The following is a 19,662-nucleotide window of genomic DNA, read 5'->3' as shown; positions in this document are numbered from 1 at the left end:
ACGGTTTCGCGCTATCTAGCTTGCGCAGGCGTGCTTGGCAAAGCCCCCGTTGCGCAAAACCCGCAGACGCCCTATGTGAGCGCCATGGCAAAGAACCGTTTCTCCTCGGGCGATGGCCCATCGCAACGTCAGCTTCGCATGGGCGAGTTGATCCGACGCACGCTGTCGGACCTCCTGATGCGCGGCGACGTGCATGATCCCGATCTCAGCCGCTTCTCGGTGACGGTGGGCGAAGTGCGCTGCTCTCCAGACCTGAAGGTCGCGACCGCCTATGTCACGCCCTTGGGCGGGGAAGGCGGCAAAGAGCTGATCGCGGCGCTCGCGCGCAACAAGGGCGAGCTGCGGCGTCTGCTGGGCAAAGAAATGACCGCGAAATACAGCCCCGATCTGCGCTTCCGGCTGGACGAGACTTATGACCGGCTGGACGAGACGCGCCGTATGTTTTCGGACGAGACGGTGCAGCGCGATATCGCTGCGCGGGACGATGACGAAGACGATGAAGACGATCGCAACTAATGCTGCCGCGCTGATGCTGCTGGCCACGCCTGCGCTGGCCGACGCTCCTTGCGCGGATCGCAGCTTCGACGGCGTGACCTACACGGTCTGCGAAGCGCAGCTCGGGCAGGACCTGAAGCTGTTCCTCGACGATCCCGATGGCAATCTGATCGGAACGCCCGAGCGGCTTTCCGAAGTCGTCCCCAAAGGCGACCGCGTTATCTTCGCGATGAATGCGGGGATGTACCATCCCGATCGCAAGCCGGTGGGCCTGTTCATCGAGAACGGCAAGGAACTGCATTCGATCGTCACCTCCGAAGGGCCGGGCAATTTCGGCCTGCTGCCAAATGGTGTCTTCTGCATCGGCGAGACATTCTCGGTGACGGAATCGCGCGCCTTCGCCGCTGACCCGAAGGACTGCACCTATGCGACGCAATCGGGGCCGATGCTGGTGATCGACGGCGCGCTGCATCCGAAATTCCTCGCCGACGGTACCTCGAAGAACATCCGCAACGGGGTGGGTGTCTCCGCCGATGGCAAGACCGCCTATTTCGCGATCTCCGATGCGCCGGTGAGCTTTCACGAATTCGGTCGTTTCTTCCGTGACGAGATGCAGGTGCCCAACGCGCTCTATCTCGACGGAAAGATATCTCGGCTGACCATTCCCGGCCAGGGGCGCGAGGATATGGGCCTGCCGATGGGGCCGATCGTGGCGCTGATCGCGCCCGCGGACCCCGCTGCTGGAGATTGACGGCTCGCGCCGCTTGGGCTAGCAGGCGGCCCCTGTTGACTACGGAGGCCTCATGGCACGCAAGAAGGGTCGCGACATTTCCGGCTGGTTGATCGTGGACAAGCCCGCGGACATCACCTCCACCTCGGTGGTGAACAAGGTGCGCTGGGCGCTGGGCGCCAAGAAGGCGGGCCACGCGGGCACGCTCGACCCGGCGGCGACCGGGGTTCTGGCGGTGGCGCTGGGCGAGGCCACAAAGACGGTGCCTTTCATCACCGATGCGCTGAAGTGCTATCGGTTTCAGGTGCGGCTGGGGGCTGCGACCAAGACCGACGATGCCGAGGGCGAGGTGATCGAGACCTCCGATCTGCGCCCCACCGATGAAGAGATCGCCGCCGCGCTGACCGCTTTCGAAGGTGATATCGAACAGGTGCCGCCGCAATTCTCCGCGGTGAAGGTCGATGGCGAGCGCGCCTATGCCCTGGCCCGGGCGGGCGAGGAAATGGAACTGGCCGCGCGGCCTCTCTATGTCGAAAGCCTCGTGATGCTGGGCCGGCCCGATGCCGATACGGTCGAGCTGGAACTGGTTTGCGGCAAGGGCGGCTATGTGCGCTCCATCGCGCGCGATCTGGGGCAGAAGCTGGGCTGTCTCGGCCACGTCCTCTGGCTGCGCCGCGAATGGTCGGGGCCTTTCGAGGCGAGCGACGGGATCACGCTGGCGGAGATCGACGAACTGGCAAAGACGCCCGAACTCGATGCGAAACTGCTGCCTGTGGAACTTGGTCTTGACGATCTGGTGCAGCTGAAAGCCACGCCCGAGGGCGCGGTGCGGCTGAAGAACGGCAATCCGGGCATGGTGCTGCCGGGTGACGCCGAATGGGGCGAGGAAGTCTGGGTCAGCCATGAGGGCAAACCGCTCGCCGTCGGCATCTACAAATCCGGCGAGGTCCATCCGAGCCGCGTCTTCAATCTTTGACGCGCCCTTCCCCTTGGTCCAAATATCCCCGCCGGAGGCCTCCGCCCTCTGCCACACACGCAACGGTCAGGACGAGAGATGATCACCCGCGAGCATATTAAAGGCGACGCCCCCTCCATCGCGGTCTATTCGGATTGCGAGAACTACCGCTACCTGCTGACGCGGGTCTGGGACGACAGCAAACCCCGGGCGCTTTTCATCATGCTCAACCCCTCGACCGCGACCGAAGTGCAGAACGACCCCACGGTGGAGCGCTGCGAGCGCCGCGCGCGGGCGCTGGGTTTCGGGGCGTTCCGTGTGACCAATATCTTCGCCTATCGCGCAACCGATCCGAAGGTGATGCGGGCGCAGAAAGATCCGGTCGGTCCGGAGAATGATGCGTCGATCCGCGAGAGCCTCGATTGGGCGAGCGGTCCCGAAGACCGGATCATCTGTGCCTGGGGCGCGCATGGGGCGCATCTTCAACGGGGCGCCGCAGTAGAGGACTTGCTGCGCGCCAGTGGCCGGGCGCTGCACCATCTCGGGCTGACCAAGGCGGGCGCGCCGAAGCATCCGCTCTACATCGCGTACGAGCATCAGCCCGAGCTGTGGTTCGCCCCGGAAGGGTGAGCGTATCGTTAAGCATTTAACGCTTAAGTCCTAGGGATTTCTTCTCCGCGACCGTAACGTCCGCGCATCTTCGCAGGGGTGCTCGAAATGTTGTTTCTGTCGGGATTGCTGGGTCTGCTGATGGCGGGTGCCACGGCGGGTCTCATGGTGGTTTCCTCCGACAATGAGGAGGATGAGCCGCCGCAGGGTGATCCGGATTGCACGTCCATGGAGAGTGAGGGCAACTTTCTTACCTTGGTCAGTGCCGGAGAGGCTTCGCCGGTACCGGTCGATCCCCCAGCGCCGGGCCCGGAGGATTACATGACCTGGGGTGATGCGTCCGACGATGCGATCGCGGGGGCGGCGGGCGATGACCAGATCGATGGATATGGTGGCGATGACAGCCTGCTTGGCGGCAGCGGTGATGACGAGCTTCTCGGGGCGGCCGGCAACGATACGCTGCGCGGAGAGGCGGGGGCGGACACGCTGATCGGCGGCGACGGCGCGGATGTGCTCGCAGGTGGCGCGGATCCGGATTTCCTCTCCGGTGGGTCAGGGGCGGATCGGCTCTCTGGTGACGCGGGGGGCGACACGCTGATCGGTGGCGTGGGAGACGATACACTTGCGGGCGGCACTGGGGGCGATACGTTGGTCGGAGCGGATGGCGCAGACACGCTGACCGGGGATGCCGGGCGCGACGAGTTGAATGGCAATGCGGGAAACGATCTGCTGCGCGGCGTCACGCTGCAGACGCGCGATCTGGGGACGGCCGATGCCGATACCCTCAATGGCGGGGCAGGGGAGGATGTGCTCCTTGGCGGCTCCGGCGATTGGCTGCATGGTGGCGAAGATCCCGACAGCTTTGCGCTGAGCGACTGGATCGACCCGGCGACGCCCGCAACGATCGCCGATTACACGGCGGGCGAGGATCGGCTGGCCGTGATCTACGATCCGCAGGGCGCGGCCTTGCCGCAGATCAGTGTCGAGCCCTCGGAGGTTCATTCCGGTGCGGCGTGGATCCTGCTCGATGGGATACGGCTGGCCGAAGTGCTCGACGCGCCGGAGTTGAGCGCGCAGGACATCGCACTCTTCACGCCCGAGCAATTCGCGGCGCAACAGGCGGTAGGCGCTTTGAAATAAGGCTTTTCAACAGGCCGATTCGCGTCTATACGCGCGCATCTGTTCCGAAAGGGGCAGTCTATGGACCTTGCTGGACGACATCCCGGCTTGCGCCCGAACCCTCAATGTAAGGAGATCCCGATGTCGATCACTGTTGAAGACAAGAACGCGCTTATCAAGGAATACGGCACCAAAGAAGGTGACACCGGTTCCCCCGAAGTTCAGGTCGCAGTCCTGACCAAGCGCATTGCGAACCTGACCGAGCACTTCAAAGAGCACAAGAAAGACAACCACTCGCGTCGTGGTCTTCTGATGCTCGTCGCGCAGCGCCGCAAGCTGCTCGACTACCTGAAGGCGAAAGACGTCGCACGTTACCAGTCGCTGATCGAGCGCCTCGGCCTGCGTCGCTAATCCGCCTAGGATTGGAATTCGAAACGCCCGCGCATACCGCGCGGGCGTTTTCATTTGCGTAATTCCGTGTGAATTGCCTGAAATGACATGATTGGGCTCTGTTCCCATGATTGGCGAGATTTTTGGGCGAATGACCTTCCAATGAAAAAACTTTGGTCGGTTCGACTTCTTGTCCTCCTGTATCGTCCGCTCCAAACGGGAAAACGCGCGCATCTGCCCTAGTTTGCAGATGCGGTAACAGGGAGGATACAAAATGCAGATCGGAGTCTGGATCAGCTTGGCACTGTATTTCGTGCTGATGCTGGCCATTGGGGTCTACGCGTGGCGCAAGTCCACGTCGAGTTCCGAGGAATACATGCTGGGTGGGCGCAACCTGCCCCCCGCGGTTGCAGCTCTCTCGGCAGGCGCATCGGACATGTCGGGCTGGCTGCTTCTGGGTCTGCCGGGCGCGCTCTTCGTGTCGGGCCTGACGCAAAGCTGGATCGGGATCGGTCTTTTCGTCGGTGCGTTCGTGAACTGGATCGTCGTGGCGCCGCGCCTGCGCGAGCAGACCGAGCGTTATGACAACGCGCTGACGATCCCGGGCTTCCTCGCCAATCGCTTTCCGAGCCACGCGACATTGCTGCGGATGGTTTCGGCGGTGATCATCGTGGTCTTCTTCGCGGTCTACACCGCCTCGGGTCTCGTCGGCGGCGGCAAGCTTTTTGCCAGCGCCTTCGGTGGCAGCTACATGACCGGGGTCATCCTCACGCTTGGTGTCGTGCTGGTCTACACGGTGATCGGCGGCTTCCTCGCCGTGTCGCTCACCGACTTCGTGCAGGGCTGCATCATGATGCTCGCGCTCGTCATCATGCCGATCGTGATCCTCACGACCGGTCAGGGCGACGGCGTGGACGCGGCTGCGAGCCGACTGAGCGATATCGACCCGAACTTCCTGTCGATGACGAACGGGCTGACCTTCGCGGGCTGGCTCTCGGCCGTCGCCTGGGGGCTGGGCTATTTCGGCCAGCCGCACATCATCGTGCGCTTCATGGCCGTGCGCTCGGTCGCCGATGTGCCGAAAGCGCGGAATATCGGCATGGGCTGGATGGCGATCTCGCTGATCGGCGCGATCTCGGTCGGGATCTTCGGCCGCGCCTATGCACAGCGTAACGGGCTCGACGTGCAGGATCCGGAGACGATCTTCATCATCCTGTCGAACCTGCTCTTCCATCCGCTGGTGACGGGCTTCCTGTATGCCGCGCTTCTGGCGGCGATCATGTCGACCGTGTCGAGCCAACTCCTGGTGTCGTCCTCGTCGCTGACCGAAGACTTCTACAAGATCGTCTTCAACAAGGAGGCCTCGGACCGTGCCTTGGTGAATGTCGGTCGTCTCGCGGTGCTGGCCGTGGGGATCGCGGCGATCATCATCGCCTCGAACCCGGACAGCAAAGTGCTTGGCCTCGTCTCGAATGCCTGGGCCGGGTTCGGTGCCGCCTTCGGTCCGCTGATCATCCTGTCGCTGACGTGGAAACGGATGACGGGTCTCGGCGGCGTGGCTGGCCTCGTCGTCGGCGCACTGACCGTGATCGTCTGGATTTCGCTGGGCTGGGGCTCGTTCCTCTACGAGATCATCCCGGGCTTCATCGCGGCCTTCATCGCCATCATCGTGGTGAGCCTCGCAAGCGAAGATCGGGGCGAGTTCCGCCCGATCGAATGATCCTCGCGACTTGAGATGTGAAAGGCCCGCCCGATGTGGCGGGCCTTTTGCGTTACTCCTTCGCAGCGCGTCTCGCGAGCCAGCCGACGCTCAGCCCCTGCACCACGATCGAGAAGACGACGATCACGTAGGTGGCCGAGAGGATTTCATCCGTCCACTGCGAGTCCGGCAGGGACAGCGCGAGGGCGACCGAGATGCCGCCTTTCAGCCCGCCCCATGTCATCACACGGGTCACGCCGGGGCCGAAGTTGCGGAACGGGCGCAGCGCGAGGATCGGCACCACCACCGCGACCAGCCGGCCGACCAGCGCTAGGCCGATCGAGGCGACCGACGTCGTCAGGATATCCGCGTCGAACCGGATCGCGAAAATCTCCACCCCAATCAACAGGAAAAGCACGGCGTTGAGTATCTCGTCCACCAGCATCCAGAAAGCATCGACGTACTTGCGGGTCTCCTCGGACATGCCGAACCGCGCCCCGACATCTCCGATCAGAAGCCCGGCGCAGACCGCGGCGATCGGGCCGGAGACATGCAGGAACAGCGCCAGCTCATAGCCACCGAACGCGAGGCCAAGCGTCAACAGTACTTCCAACGAGGGGTCGTCGATGAGGCGCATCACGCGAAACAGCCCCCAGCCCATCGCGAGGCCGAGCGCCGCGCCGCCCACCGCTTCGCGGAAGAACAGGGTGCCCGCCCCGGACAGGCTTGAGGCTTCGGAGTGGCCGCTGGTAAAGGCGAGGCCCGAGAGGATCAGGAAGACCGTGTAGCCGACGCCGTCGTTGAACAGGCTCTCGCCCGAGATCACGGTCTCGAGCGTGCGGCGCAGATTGGCCGAGCGCAGTACGCCCAGCACGGCGACGGGATCAGTCGGCGAAATCAGTGCCCCGAAGGTCAGCGCGACCATGATCGGCGCGCCGGTCAGCCAGTGAAAACCGAAGCCCACTACGAGGGTCGACAGCACGACGCCGATTGTCGCCATCACCAGAACCGTCGGCCAGACCGCCCGCAGGTCCGACAGCTTCACATGCAGCGCCCCCGCGAAGAGCATCAGCCCCAGCATCCCGTCGAGCAGCGCTTTCGAGAAGTCGATGCTCTTGACGTAATCTTGTACCTGCTGCGCGAGGTTCAGCCCGAAAATGCGATCGACGATCATCAGTCCGATCGAGGTCATCAGAGCGACGATCAGAATCCCGATCGTCGGCGGCAGGCGCAAAACGAAGTGATTGATGACGCCGAACAACCCAGCGAGCACGATGAGGGCGGCGGCGAATTGCAGAACGGTCATGGGGCGGCTCTCGGCGTGATTGTCCGTTTAAGGTAGCCCGGAGCACCTCAGGGCAAGCGGCGCATGCCCTCCAGAGGGGCGCCGCATTGATCCCGAGATCGCGGGGCGGGGACACTATTGGGCGGCGATGACTAGCTGTGCGAAGCCCTTCGCGCGGTAGCGGACGAACGCCTCCGGGCCCTTGGGGTCGAGGTCGTAAAGATGCGGACGCCCGGCAAGATAGGGGCGCCAGCGCTTTTCCGGCGTTTCGCTTATCAGCACATCGTGAGACTTCTTCATCTCGCACGCGAGGTCCTTGATCTTCATTCCCCGGCCTTCCTTGCTGTTCTGCGCGATGACCTGCCGAATCTTTTGGTCGAGTTGGCCGGGTTTGCTTTCGGGCGGGGCCACCTCCTTCGGCTTGCTCTTCGGTAGGCCGATTTCGTGAAACACGGAGCAGCTTTTCCGAAACCCCGCGGGCGCCTTCTTTTCGCCGATGCCGATGACTTCAAAACCCTTCTCGCGAAGGCGGGTCGCGAGATGCGTGAAGTCTCCATCAGAACTTGCGATCACGACACGTTCGGCCAAACCTTCGAAAGCGATCTCCAGCGCGTCGAGGGCAAGCAGCAGGTCGGACGCGTTCTTGCCGGTGCCCGAATGTATGAGCCGGATCGACGGCACGTCTCCCCAATTCTTGATCTGCGCGATATCGCCATAGGCGCGCCGGATGAACGCGCCGGGTGCGAAGGATAGGATCTTCGGCGCGTGGCAGGCGGAGATGTTCTCGCCGTCGATGAAAAGGGCTGTGGGTTTGCTCATGGTCTCACAATGTTCAATCTTAATAACTACGGGCTGAGGATGGCGCGCCAATCTGGCCAGAATTGGGCGCGGGCCGTTTCCTTCCCCAAGGACTCTTTGCTTCCCAAACCCCTTCATTTCCTGTATTGGCAGGCCCATCTGAGACGTGACGCCTCGAGCCCCCGGGCGCGTGCAAGAGGATAAGGGGGCGGCGGCAATGGGGCCGCCATGCAAATCGGGAGACACGGGATACGCCTGTGAGAGCTCCCAGAAGGATACGCTGAATGTTCAACACCGTTAAAAAATCGATCCAGTGGGGCGAAGAAGAGCTCACGCTGGAGACCGGCAAGGTCGCACGTCAGGCTGACGGCTCGGTTATCGCCACGCTGGGCGAAACCTCCGTCATGGCCAACGTGACCTTCGCCAAGGAACCGAAGCCGGGTCAGGATTTCTTCCCGCTCACGGTTCACTACCAAGAGAAATACTATGCCGCCGGTAAAGTGCCGGGCGGCTTCTTCAAGCGCGAGGCCCGTCCGTCCGAAAAAGAGACGCTCACCGCGCGCCTGATCGACCGTCCGTGCCGTCCGCTCTTCGCGGAAGGCTTCAAGAACGAAGTGCTCGTGATGTGCACCGTTCTCTCGCACGACCTCGTCAACGAGCCCGACATCGTCGCGATGATCGCCGCGTCGGCCGCGCTGACGATCTCGGGCGTTCCGTTCATGGGCCCGATCGCCGCTGCGCGCGTCGGTTTCGCCGATGGCGAATACATCCTGAACCCCGAAGTCGACGACATGCAGAAGCTGCGGGAGAACCCCGAGCAGCGTCTGGACCTCGTCGTCGCGGGCACCAAGGACGCCGTGATGATGGTGGAATCGGAAGCTTACGAGCTGTCCGAAGCGGAGATGCTGGGCGCGGTCAAGTTCGGCCATGACGCGATGCAGCCGGTGATCGACCTGATCATCGACCTCGCTGAAGCCGCCGCGAAAGAGCCCTTCGACTTCCAGGCGCCCGACTACTCGGCGATGCTCGAGACCGTCAAAGCTCTGGGCGAAGAGAAGATGCGTGCTGCATATGCGATCTCCGACAAGCAGGAGCGCGTGGCCGCCGTCAACGCCGCCAAGGAAGAGATCAAGTCGCAGCTCACCGAAGAGCAGCTCGAAGATCCGACCCTCGGCACCGCGATGAAGAAGCTGGAATCGGCTGTTCTGCGTGGTGACGTCGTGAAGAACGGTCGCCGCATCGACGGTCGTGCGCTGGACGAGGTTCGCCCGATCGTGGCGGAAACCGGTCTGCTGCCGCGGACCCACGGCTCGGCGCTGTTCACCCGCGGCGAGACGCAGGCGCTGGTCGTGACCACGCTGGGCACCGGCGACGACGAGCAGATCATCGACGCGCTGCACGGCAATTCGCGCTCGAACTTCCTGCTGCACTACAACTTCCCGCCCTACTCGGTCGGCGAAGTGGGCCGCGTCGGTTCGCCCGGCCGTCGTGAGATCGGTCACGGCAAGCTCGCATGGCGCGCGCTTCAGGCGGTTCTCCCGGCTGCGACCGACTTCCCCTACACGATCCGCCTCGTCTCCGAGATCACCGAGTCGAACGGCTCGTCCTCGATGGCGTCGGTCTGCGGTGGCTCGCTGGCAATGATGGACGCGGGCGTTCCGCTGAAGTCGGCCGTGGCGGGTGTCGCGATGGGTCTGGTGCTGGAAGAGGATGGCTCCTGGGCCGTTCTGACCGACATCCTTGGCGACGAGGATCACCTCGGCGACATGGACTTCAAGGTCGCAGGTACCGAGGAAGGCATCACCTCGCTGCAGATGGACATCAAGGTCGCCGGCATCACCGCCGAGATCATGGAGAAAGCTCTGGAGCAGGCACGCGCTGGCCGCATGCACATCCTTGGCGAAATGAACAAGGCGCTCTCCGCAGGCCGTTCGGAATTCTCCGCCCATGCTCCGCGCATCGAGACGATGACCGTTCCCACCGACAAGATCCGCGAAGTGATCGGTTCGGGCGGCAAGGTCATCCGCGAGATCGTGGAAGTCTCGGGTGCCAAGGTCGACATCAACGACGACGGCGTGATCAAGATCGCTTCGGCCAATGCCGAGGCCATCAAGAAAGCGCATGACATGATCCACGCTATCGTGGCTGAGCCCGAAGAAGGCCAGATCTACACCGGCAAGGTCGTGAAGCTCGTCGATTTCGGCGCCTTCGTGAACTTCTTCGGCAAGCGTGACGGTCTCGTCCACGTCTCCCAGATCGCCAACAAGCGCCTGAACCACCCGAGCGATCTGCTCAAGGAAGGTCAGGAAGTGAAGGTAAAACTTCTGGGCTTCGACGATCGCGGCAAGGTACGCCTTGGCATGAAGATGGTCGATCAGGAAACCGGCGAAGAGATCGCGCCGGAAAAGCGTGAAGAGAAAGCCGACTGATCGGTTTGATCCGCTAGACGATTAAAGAAGGCCCCGGAGCGATCCGGGGCCTTTTGCTTTTGGTCCTTCGGGGTCGGGCGGAAATGAAAAAGCCCCGGGCGTTGCCGGGGCTTTTCCGCAATCGGACGAGACTGCTCTCAGCCCTGCGCTTTCACAGTGCGCAGATAGGGCAGCTTGACGTCGACTTCGCCGAATTTCTCTTTCGCTTCCTCGGTCGACACTGAGAGGGCGACGATGACGTCCTGGCCCGGGACCCAGTTCGCGGGGGTCGCGAAGGGTTTGCCGTCGGTGGCCTGAACGGCATCGAGGGCGCGGATGATCTCGGCGAAGTTGCGGCCGACCGACATCGGGTAGGACATGGTCAGACGGACCTTCTTGTCGGGTCCGATGATGAAGACGGTGCGCACGGTCGCCGAGTCCGCCGGGGTGCGACCGTCGGGCAGGTAGGCGTCGGCGGGCAGCATGTCATAGGCTTTCGACACGGCCAGCGAGGTGTCGTCGATGATCGGGAAATTCGCGGGCGCGCCGGCGACTTGCTCGATATCCGATTTCCACTTCACGTGCTCTTCGACGCTGTCGACCGAGACGCCCATGACCTTGGTGTTGCGCTTCTCGAATTCGGGGGCGAGCTGCGCCACAGCGCCGAATTCGGTGGTGCAAACCGGGGTGAAGTCTTTCGGGTGCGAGAACAGGATGGCGTAACCGTCGCCGATCCAGTCGTGGAATTTGATCTCGCCAGCGGTCGAGTCGGCGGTGAAATCGGGAGCGGTGTCGTTGATACGCAGGCCCATGAAAAACCTCCTGTGTTTGCGTAAAATTACGTCTTTGCGGGATATAAGTCCTCGCCGGGGTCCATTCCAGCCAGTTTAGAATCTTTTCAAACTTGGGGTCTGCGACCTATCGTCAGGCCTTGCGCAGGGCCGAGAGTGGTGAAACGCTCTTGCGCAATATCTGTGTGCGGGAGGCTGAAATGATCGAGAAGCGGAATTTCTATATCGACGGGGAATGGGTCGCACCCAAGGCTGCGCAGGACTACGAGGTGATTGATCCATCGACCGAAGATCCCTGTGCAGTAATCTCGCTGGGCGATCAGGCCGACACGGACGCGGCAGTCGCGGCAGCGAAGGCGGCGCTGCCCGGTTGGAAAGCGGCCGACCCGGCAGAGCGGATCGCGGCGGTCGAGCGGATCGCCAAGGTCTATGCCGAGCGCGCCGAGGACATGGCGCAGGCGATCAGCCTCGAGATGGGCGCGCCGATCGATCTCGCGCGCAAGAACCAGTGGGGCGCGGGCGCCTATCACATCAAGAATTTCATCGACGCGGCGAAGGCGTTCGAGTGGGTGCATCCTTTGGGCGACGGCACGCCGGGCGCGATGATCGCCTATGAGCCGGTGGGTGTCGTCGGGCTGATCACGCCGTGGAACTGGCCGATGAATCAGGTGACGCTCAAGGTGATCCCGGCGATCCTCGCGGGCTGCACGATGGTGTTGAAGCCGTCCGAGGAAGCGCCGCTGTCTTCGCTGATCTTCGCGGAAATCCTTGATGCGGCGGGGCTGCCCAAGGGCGTGTTCAACCTCGTGAATGGCGACGGCGCGGGCGTCGGCACGCAGCTCTCGACCCATCCGGATGTCGAGATGATTTCCTTTACCGGCTCGACCCGTGCCGGGCGCGCGATCTCGAAGGCGGCGGCCGATACGCTCAAGCGCGTGACGCTGGAGCTTGGCGGCAAGGGCGCCAACCTGATCTTCGCCGATGCGGACGAAGATGCGGTGGCGCGCGGTGTGAAGCATTGCTTCCAGAATTCGGGGCAAAGCTGTAACGCGCCGACGCGGATGCTGGTCGAGCGTTCGGCCTATGACCGCGCGGTCGAGGTCGCGCGGCAGACCGCCGAAGCCACGCAGGTCGCCAGCCCTCGCGAGGAGGGCAAGCATATCGGTCCGGTCATCAACAAGGCGCAGTTCGACAAGATCCAGGGCCTGATCGAGACAGGCATCGCGGAAGGCGCGAAACTCGTCGCGGGCGGTCCCGGACGGCCCGAACATCTCAATCGCGGCTTCTATGTCCGTCCGACGGTCTTCGCCGACTGCGATCCCTCGATGACGATCATGAACGAGGAAATCTTCGGCCCAGTCCTGTCGATCATGCCCTTCGACAGCGAGGAGCAGGCGATCGAGGTGGCCAACGCCACGCCATACGGTCTGACCAATTACCTGCAATCGGGCGACGGCGCGCGACGCAACCGGCTGGCGCGTCAGTTGCGCTCGGGCATGGTCGAGATGAACGGTCAGGACCGCGGGGCGGGGGCACCGTTCGGCGGCGTCGGCTCCTCGGGCCGGGCGCGCGAGGGTGGCCGTTGGGGCATCGAGGAATTCTGCGACGTGAAGTCGATCTCCGGCTGGGCGGAATAAGGGGCGCTGCCCCTCTTGGCCTATCGGCCATTTCACCTGCCGATATTTTTATTGAGAAGAACAGGGGCGGTTGCGCAAGCGGCCGCCCTTCGACATGATCGCGCGGCTTTTGGAACGGGAGAATGAGATGAGCTTCACGCTGGCGACCTGGAACATCAACTCGGTGCGGCTGCGCGAGGGGCTGGTGCGCAAGCTGATGGAGGAAGAGGCGCCCGACGTGCTCTGCCTTCAGGAATGCAAGAGCCCGGTCGAGAAGATCCCGGTCGAAGGTTTCAAGGAACTGGGCTACACGCACATGATCGCGCGCGGCCAGAAGGGCTATAACGGCGTCGCGATCTTCTCGAAAATTCCGATGGAAGAGAACAGCGCCCATGATTTTGCCGATCTCGGCCATGCACGCCATGTCGCGGGTACGCTCGAGAATGGCGTCACCATCCACAACTTCTATGTCCCCGCAGGCGGCGACGTGCCGGATCGCGAGGTGAACGAGAAGTTCGGCCAAAAGCTGGATTACCTCACCCAGATGCGCGATCACTTCAAAGCGGAAGGGCCGAAGAAGTCGATCCTCGTCGGCGATCTGAACATCGCCCCGCGCGAGGATGACGTCTGGAGCCACAAGCAACTGCTGAAGATCGTCAGCCACACCCCGATCGAAGTCGAGCATCTGCATGACGCGATGGAGGCGGGCAAATGGGTGGACATCACCCGGCAGGACATTCCCGAGGGACTTCTCTATTCGTGGTGGTCCTACCGGGCGCGCGACTGGGATGCCGCCGACAAGGGCCGCAGGCTCGATCACATCTGGGCGACGCCGGACATCTCGAACGCGGCGCATGGCAGCCGGGTGCTGCGTGCCGCGCGGGGCTGGGAGAAGCCCTCCGATCATGCGCCGGTTTTCGCGACTTTCGATCTGTAATCGCTTGCGGCAGCGCGCCGCGGTCAAACGGGTTTGCGTTCGGCCCTTCCGAGGCCATATAGGAAAGCAAATCCTCCGCAATTTCGGGAGACGGACATGCTGGAACTGGGTGGCGGCGCCAAGGCCGCAAGCAAGAGCGAATACGTCACGGACGTGACCGAAGCCAACTTCATGGCCGAGGTGGTCGAGAAATCGCAGACCGTGCCGGTCATCGTGGATTTCTGGGCGCCGTGGTGCGGCCCGTGCAAGCAGCTCGGCCCGGCGCTGGAAGCCGAGGTCGAAGCCGCGAAAGGCGCGGTCGTGATGGCCAAGGTCAATGTCGACGAAAACCAGATGATCGCGGGCCAGATGCGCGTGCAGTCGATCCCCACCGTCTACGCTTTCTGGCAGGGCCAGCCGATCGACGGGTTCCAGGGCGCGCTGCCCCCCTCCGAGATCAAAAGCTTCGTGGCCAAGCTGATCGAAGCGTCCGGCGGTGAGGCGGGCAACGGTCTGGGCGATGCGGTCGCGGCGGCGGAAGCCATGCTGGCCGAAGGCGCGGCAGAAGATGCGGCGGAAACCTTCGCGGCGATCCTCGAAGAAGATGGCGAGCTGGCGGAGGCGCATGGCGGCCTGATCCGCGCACGCATCGCGCTCGATCAACTGGATGCGGCAGGTGCAGCCTTGGCCGCGGTGCCGCCGAAGCTCGCCGACAGTGCCCCGGTAGAGGCAGCGCGCGCGCAGCTCGATCTGGCGAAACAGGCGCAATCGGCCGGTCCGCTCGACGATCTGAAATCCAAGGTCGAGGCAGATCCGAACGATCATCAGGCCCGCTTCGACTATGCTCAGGCGCTCTACGCGGCCGGGAATGCCGAAGAGGCCGTGGATCAACTTCTCGAGTTGTTCCGGCGGGATCGCGAATGGGACAACGAGGCCGCGAAGACGCAGCTTTTCACCATTTTCGACGCGCTCAAGCCGAACGATCCGATCGTCGCAAAAGGTCGCCGTCGTCTGTCGTCGATGATATTTGCCTGAGGACTTGGGCGCGCTAGTTTCATCCGCATGATGAAGAAAGGCGACTTGCCCGAAATCCTTCCGCTTTTTCCGCTGCCCGGTGCGCTGCTGCTGCCCCGGGCGCGGCTTCCGCTGCACATCTTCGAGCCGCGCTATCTGCAGATGATCGAAGATTGCATGAAGACCAAGTCTCGACTGATCGGGATGATCCAGCCGATCAAGGGGCCGGAGGGGCAGAACCACCTCAACACGATTGGCTGCGCGGGCCGTCTGACCGGGTTTTCCGAGACTGAGGACGGACGCTACATGATCACGCTGTCGGGGATCTCGCGCTATCGCATCCTGCAGGAGGTCGAAGGCTTCACGCCCTATATCCGCGCCGAGGTCAGCTGGGCCGGGTTCGAGCGCGATCTGGGCCCGGCGGAGCATGACAACGGCTTCGATCGAGACGATTTTCTCGACCTGTTGTCCAAGTTTTTCCACGCCCAAGGGCTGGATACTGATTGGCAAACGCTGAAGGATGCCGATGACGAGTTGCTGATCAACTCGCTCGGGATGCTTTTGCCGCTGGAGCCCGAAGACAAGCAGGCACTGCTGGAGGCGCCCTGTCTGGCCACCCGGCGCGAAACCCTGGTGACCCTGATCGAATATGCGCTGCATGGCGGCGGAGAGGAGCGGTTGCAATGAGCGAAGAGACCGAGAGCGCACCGGCTGCGGAGAAACCGCTATTCGACCGGCACATGCTGGAGGCGCTCGTCTGCCCGCTGACCCATGCGGTGCTAAAATACGATGCCGAGAAACAGGAGCTGATTTCTCAGCCCGCGAAGCTGGCCTTCCCGATCCGGGGGGGCATTCCGATCCTCTTGGAAGACGAAGCGCGCCGGATCGACGAATAAGGCGCGGTGCTTACAGTGCGCGGCCCTGCAATAGGCGGGGCAGGGGGCCCGAAAGCCCCGCCGCTTGCTGCATGAACCCGCGCCGCAGCCCCGGGATTGCCTGCACCAGACCCATTCCCAGATCGCGCCCCGCCTTCAGTAGCGGATTGTCGTTCGAGAACAGCTTGTTCACGGTATCCATGCCGAGTGCGAGCGACGTCGAGTCGAAGCGTCGCCAACCCTGATAACGCTCCAGCACGTCCTCGGCCCCGATATCCTCACCCCGGCGCATTGCTTCCACGACGATTTCCGCCAGTGCCGCCACGTCGCGCAACCCGAGATTCAGGCCCTGTCCCGCGATCGGATGCACCCCATGCGCCGCATCGCCTACCAGCGCCACGCGCGGCGCGACATAGGCTTTCGCAAGCGTCAGATTCAGCGGGTAGGAGAACCGTGGCCCGGCCAGTTTGATCTCGCCGAGGAAATCCCCGAAACGCGGGCGCAGCACAGCGAGGAAATCCTCGTCATCCAGCGCCGAAATGGTCTTTGCGTTTTCTTCGGTCTCGCTCCAGACGATGGAGGACCGATTGCCTTTCAGCGGCAGGATCGCGAGCGGTCCGGTCGGCATGAAGAACTGATGCGCGATGCCGTTATGGGGCTTCTCGTGCTCGACCGCCGCGACCAGCGCGGTCTGACCATAGCCCCAACCCTCACGGGTGATCCCGGCGCGTTCGGCCACGCCCGACCGGCGACCGTCCGCGCCGATCAGCAGTTTCGCGGTCAGGGTCTTGCCGGTGGACAGGCTCACCTCGACCCCGCCGGGCACGACCTGCTGTCCCGTGACCTGCGTCTCATGCAGTAGCGTGATTTTGTCGCTCGCCTCCATCGCATCGAGGAACGCGCGATAGAGGTAGCGATCCTCCAGCATGTACCCGACCGGCGCCTGATCCAGCTCGCGCGCGTCGAAATGCAGGAAGAAAGGGGCTGCCCCTTCGCCTGCGTGACCGTCGGCGGCTTTCACTTCCATCATCGGCTGCGCCTGATCGGCCAGCCCGTCCCAGACGCCAATCGCGCGCAGCAATTTCTGCGACGCGATGGCCAGCGCATAGGCGCGGCCGTCGAACGTGTCGGTCGCGCGCTGGCGTGCCGGTGCGGCGTCGACAAGGGTCACGGAAAGGCCGGCGGAGGCCAGTGCAAGCGCCAAGGCGGGGCCGTTGAGCCCGCCGCCCGCGATGATGACGTCTGAATCGTGTTTCATGGCGCTTACTATGGCGCTGGAAGCGGGATTGTCCATGCGCGGGACTGTCGCTAGCGTGGCGGAAAGAACGAAGGAGGTGGGGTATGGAATGGCGTCTGGCAGGGGCTGCAGAGCAAGGGCGGGCGATCGCCGCCGGGCAGCTCGATCCGGTGGAGCAGACCGAGGCCTATCTCGCAGCGGCTGAAGCGTCGGAAGACATCTATGCACGCCTTACGCCGCAGCGCGCCCGCGACGAGGCGATGGCCGCGCATCAGCGCGCCAAGCAGGGCCGTCGGCGCGGGATGCTCGATGGCGTTGCGCTGTCGTGGAAGGATCTGTTCGACACCGCGGGCGTGGCGACGGAAGCGGGCACGCGGTTGCTGGCCGGGCGCGTGCCCGAGCGCGACGCCGATGTGCTGATCGAGGCCACGCTGGGCGGCTCGGTCTGTCTGGGCAAGACGCATATGACCGAACTGGCTTTCTCCGGGCTGGGCGTGAACCCGATGACGGCGACGCCGCCGAACATCCATGATCCCGAACTCGCGCCGGGCGGGTCTTCCTCCGGAGCGGCGCTGTCGGTGGCGCGCGGCTTGGCCGCGGCGGCCGTCGGATCGGACACGGGCGGGTCGGTGCGCATTCCTGCGGCATGGAACGATCTGGTGGGGCTGAAGACCACGCATGGCCGGATCACGACCAAGGGTGTCGTGCCGCTGTGTAGGAGCTTCGACACAATCGGTCCGTTGACACGCAACGTCGAGGACGCGGCCCATGTGCTGGCGCTGCTCGAAGGGCGTGCCGCGCCGGATCTGCGCGACGCAAGCCTCAGGGGCAAACGGCTGCTGGTGCTCGAAGGGCTGCCGTTCGAGGGCACCCGCGAAAAGCCGGTGCAAGGCTTTGAGCGGGCCGTTGAGGCCTTCGCTAAGGCGGGTGCGGTGATCGAGCGGCGGGGCTTGCCGATGGTGCGCCCGGCGATGGACCTTTCCGGCGTTCTCTTCGCGCCCGAGGCCTATGGCGAATGGAAGCACGAGATCGAAGCCGCGCCCGAGAAGATGTTCGCAGCGATCCTCGAGCGGTTCCGCAGCGGGCGCGACGCACTGGCCTCGGATTACGCCAAGGGGTGGCACGCGCTGGAAGGCTATCGCGCCGCCTATCTGGAGGCGACTGCGGAATATGACGCCGTTCTGGTGCCGACATCGCCGATCCTGCCGCCCGATGTCCGCCGCCTTCTCAGCGACAAGCGCTATTTCCAAGAGGAAAACGTGCTCGCCCTGCGCAACACCCGGATCGGCAACGTGCTGGGGCTGTGCGCGCTGAACCTTCCGACGGGAATCCCAAGCTGTGGTATTTCGCTGATGGCGCCGCCCATGACGGAGGATCGATTGCTGCGTTTGGGCATGTGCGCCGAATCGGCGCTGGCCTGAAAAACACATTTCTTGTGGTCAACCCGCTCTGGAGCTTGTCTTTTTCTGGACGAAACGGCGGAGCTTTTGTAACCTCGTCGGTAATAAGGGGCGACATAGACCCCATTCGATGAGGCACAGATGGACTTTCCCGAGCGGTTTTCGAACCTGCCCGAATACGCATTTCCGCGTTTGCGCGCGCTGCTCGATTCGCATGAACCGGGCGGCGACGTCTTGGCCATGTCCATCGGTGAGCCGCGCCATCCGATGCCCGAGTTCGTGGGTGATGTCATTGCGCAAAGCCTTGGAGAGTTTGGGAAATATCCCGCCAACGACGGCACGCCCGAATTGCTGGATGCGATCTCTGGCTGGCTGAAGCGGCGCTATTCGGTCGATATCGGACCCGAGCGGATCATGGCGCTCAACGGCACCCGCGAGGGTCTTTATAACGCCGCGATGGCGCTTTCGCCCGAACAGAAACGCGGCAAGACGCCCGTGATCGCGATCCCGAACCCGTTCTATCAGGTCTACGCGGTGGCCGCGGCAGCGGTCGGCGCGGAGCCGGTTTTCGTGCCCGCAGGCGCCGAGACCGGGTTTTTGCCTAATTATTCGGCACTTCCGGCGGAGGTGCTGGACCGCGTCACCGTCGCCTATCTGTGCTCGCCCTCGAACCCGCAGGGCGCAGTCGCGAGCCGCGAATATCTGGCCGATCTGCTGCATCTGGCCGAGAAGCACGACTTCATGGTTTTCGCTGACGAGTGCTATTCCGAGATCTGGCGCGAGGCCCCGCCGCCCGGTGCGGCACAGGTCGCCGCCGAGGAAGGCATCGACCCCGAGCGCGTGGTGATTTTCCATTCGCTCTCGAAGCGGTCGAACCTGCCGGGTCTGCGCTCGGGCTTCCTCGCCGCCGGGCCGCAAAGCATTAAACATATCCGTCGCCTGCGCGCCTATGCGGGGTCACCGCTGCCGCAACCGCTGCAGCGCGTGGCAGAGCGGGCCTGGGCGGATGAGGCTCATGTCACGGAAAATCGTCGCCTTTACGCCGAGAAATACGAGATCGCGGGACAGATCTTCGACGGCGTCGATGGCTTCCAGCTGCCGCAGGGCGGTTTCTTCCTCTGGCTTCCCGTCGAAGACGGGGAGGCAGCGGCGCTCAAGCTTTGGACAGAGACCGGCATTCGCGTGCTGCCGGGCGCCTATCTCGCGCGCGAGGTGAACGGGGAAAACCCCGGCCAGAAATATATTAGGGTGGCTCTGGTCGCCCCAAAAGCAGAAACGCAGCGCGGGCTTACGCAGCTTCGCGACTGCCTATACGGTTGAGGACG

General features: G+C 63.5%; 19 protein-coding genes. 15 read left to right on the top strand and 4 right to left on the bottom strand.

Going from position 1 to position 19,662, the window contains the following annotated elements; genetic code table 11:
• Positions 1–84: 84 nt before the first annotated feature.
• From rbfA to putP, 7 genes are all read left to right on the top strand, one after another.
• Positions 85–516, top strand: coding sequence for a 30S ribosome-binding factor RbfA (gene rbfA / locus B6V76_RS16800; protein WP_075776888.1), 432 nt, complete (start codon positions 85–87; stop codon positions 514–516).
• Positions 497–1,246 (top strand): phosphodiester glycosidase family protein, encoded by a 750-nt coding sequence (locus tag B6V76_RS16795; protein WP_088728014.1) that lies wholly within the window; start codon positions 497–499, stop codon positions 1,244–1,246. The genes rbfA and B6V76_RS16795 overlap by 20 nt, the downstream gene beginning before the upstream one ends.
• A 52-nt stretch (positions 1,247–1,298) precedes the next feature.
• Complete coding sequence (truB, locus tag B6V76_RS16790) at positions 1,299–2,201, top strand: tRNA pseudouridine(55) synthase TruB (protein WP_075776823.1); 903 nt, start codon at positions 1,299–1,301, stop codon at positions 2,199–2,201.
• Positions 2,202–2,279: 78 nt separating this feature from the next.
• On the top strand, positions 2,280–2,810 hold the full coding sequence (locus tag B6V76_RS16785; protein ID WP_088727983.1) for a DUF1643 domain-containing protein: 531 nt from the start codon (positions 2,280–2,282) through the stop codon (positions 2,808–2,810).
• 87 nt (positions 2,811–2,897) lie between these two features.
• Entirely contained in the window at positions 2,898–3,929 is a 1,032-nt protein-coding gene (locus tag B6V76_RS16780; RefSeq protein WP_088727982.1) for a calcium-binding protein, read from the top strand.
• 120 nt (positions 3,930–4,049) lie between these two features.
• On the top strand, positions 4,050–4,319 hold the full coding sequence (gene rpsO, locus B6V76_RS16775; RefSeq protein ID WP_075776826.1) for a 30S ribosomal protein S15: 270 nt from the start codon (positions 4,050–4,052) through the stop codon (positions 4,317–4,319).
• A 253-nt stretch (positions 4,320–4,572) separates the two neighbouring features.
• On the top strand, positions 4,573–6,018 hold the full coding sequence (gene putP / locus B6V76_RS16770) for a sodium/proline symporter PutP (protein WP_075776827.1): 1,446 nt from the start codon (positions 4,573–4,575) through the stop codon (positions 6,016–6,018).
• Positions 6,019–6,070: 52 nt separating this feature from the next.
• Here putP and B6V76_RS16765 read toward each other — a convergent pair whose 3' ends face one another.
• Together B6V76_RS16765 and B6V76_RS16760 are read right to left on the bottom strand one after the other, a co-directional pair.
• Positions 6,071–7,303 carry a sodium:proton antiporter gene (locus B6V76_RS16765; RefSeq protein ID WP_088720523.1) on the bottom strand — a complete coding sequence of 411 codons (1,233 nt, stop codon included), beginning with the start codon at positions 7,301–7,303 and terminating at the stop codon, positions 6,071–6,073.
• 114 nt (positions 7,304–7,417) lie between these two features.
• Positions 7,418–8,239 (bottom strand): NYN domain-containing protein, encoded by an 822-nt coding sequence (locus tag B6V76_RS16760; RefSeq protein ID WP_240497131.1) that lies wholly within the window; start codon positions 8,237–8,239, stop codon positions 7,418–7,420.
• Between the two features lie 125 nt (positions 8,240–8,364).
• Between B6V76_RS16760 and pnp the strand changes: the two genes are divergently transcribed.
• Positions 8,365–10,509, top strand: a complete 2,145-nt coding sequence (gene pnp, locus B6V76_RS16755; RefSeq protein ID WP_075776830.1) for a polyribonucleotide nucleotidyltransferase — start codon at positions 8,365–8,367, stop codon at positions 10,507–10,509.
• Between the two features lie 137 nt (positions 10,510–10,646).
• On the opposite strand, the gene B6V76_RS16750 is transcribed toward pnp, so the two are convergent.
• Positions 10,647–11,300, bottom strand: a complete 654-nt coding sequence (locus B6V76_RS16750) for a peroxiredoxin (RefSeq protein ID WP_088723429.1) — start codon at positions 11,298–11,300, stop codon at positions 10,647–10,649.
• Between the two features lie 179 nt (positions 11,301–11,479).
• Here B6V76_RS16750 and B6V76_RS16745 point away from each other — a divergent pair, with 179 nt between their 5' ends.
• The 5 genes from B6V76_RS16745 to B6V76_RS16725 all read left to right on the top strand — a co-directional run bounded on the left by B6V76_RS16745 (position 11,480) and on the right by B6V76_RS16725 (position 15,721).
• Complete coding sequence (locus B6V76_RS16745; RefSeq protein ID WP_075776832.1) at positions 11,480–12,916, top strand: aldehyde dehydrogenase family protein; 1,437 nt, start codon at positions 11,480–11,482, stop codon at positions 12,914–12,916.
• Between the two features lie 127 nt (positions 12,917–13,043).
• A complete protein-coding gene (locus B6V76_RS16740) occupies positions 13,044–13,832 on the top strand; it encodes an exodeoxyribonuclease III (protein ID WP_075776890.1) in 789 nt (262 codons plus the stop codon).
• 96 nt (positions 13,833–13,928) lie between these two features.
• On the top strand, positions 13,929–14,846 hold the full coding sequence (locus B6V76_RS16735) for a co-chaperone YbbN (protein WP_088720521.1): 918 nt from the start codon (positions 13,929–13,931) through the stop codon (positions 14,844–14,846).
• A gap of 27 nt (positions 14,847–14,873) precedes the next feature.
• Positions 14,874–15,512, top strand: coding sequence for an LON peptidase substrate-binding domain-containing protein (locus B6V76_RS16730; protein ID WP_075776834.1), 639 nt, complete (start codon positions 14,874–14,876; stop codon positions 15,510–15,512).
• Positions 15,509–15,721, top strand: coding sequence for a Trm112 family protein (locus tag B6V76_RS16725; protein WP_075776835.1), 213 nt, complete (start codon positions 15,509–15,511; stop codon positions 15,719–15,721). Before B6V76_RS16730 ends, B6V76_RS16725 begins: the two co-directional genes overlap by 4 nt.
• Positions 15,722–15,731: 10 nt before the next feature.
• On the opposite strand, the gene B6V76_RS16720 is transcribed toward B6V76_RS16725, so the two are convergent.
• The gene (locus tag B6V76_RS16720) at positions 15,732–16,958 is read right to left on the bottom strand and encodes an FAD-dependent monooxygenase (RefSeq protein ID WP_240497887.1); all 1,227 of its coding nucleotides are present in this window, start codon (positions 16,956–16,958) and stop codon (positions 15,732–15,734) included.
• An 83-nt stretch (positions 16,959–17,041) separates the two neighbouring features.
• On the opposite strand from B6V76_RS16720, the gene B6V76_RS16715 reads away from it, so the two are divergent.
• Entirely contained in the window at positions 17,042–18,358 is a 1,317-nt protein-coding gene (locus B6V76_RS16715) for an amidase family protein (protein WP_088723432.1), read from the top strand.
• A gap of 120 nt (positions 18,359–18,478) precedes the next feature.
• Complete coding sequence (locus tag B6V76_RS16710; protein ID WP_088727981.1) at positions 18,479–19,657, top strand: aminotransferase class I/II-fold pyridoxal phosphate-dependent enzyme; 1,179 nt, start codon at positions 18,479–18,481, stop codon at positions 19,655–19,657.
• Positions 19,658–19,662: the final 5 nt, after the last annotated feature.

It is taken from the genome of Thioclava sp. IC9 (assembly GCF_002213225.1).
GTDB lineage: Bacteria > Pseudomonadota > Alphaproteobacteria > Rhodobacterales > Rhodobacteraceae > Thioclava > Thioclava nitratireducens.
This window is presented reverse-complemented; position numbering and strand designations above follow the sequence as displayed.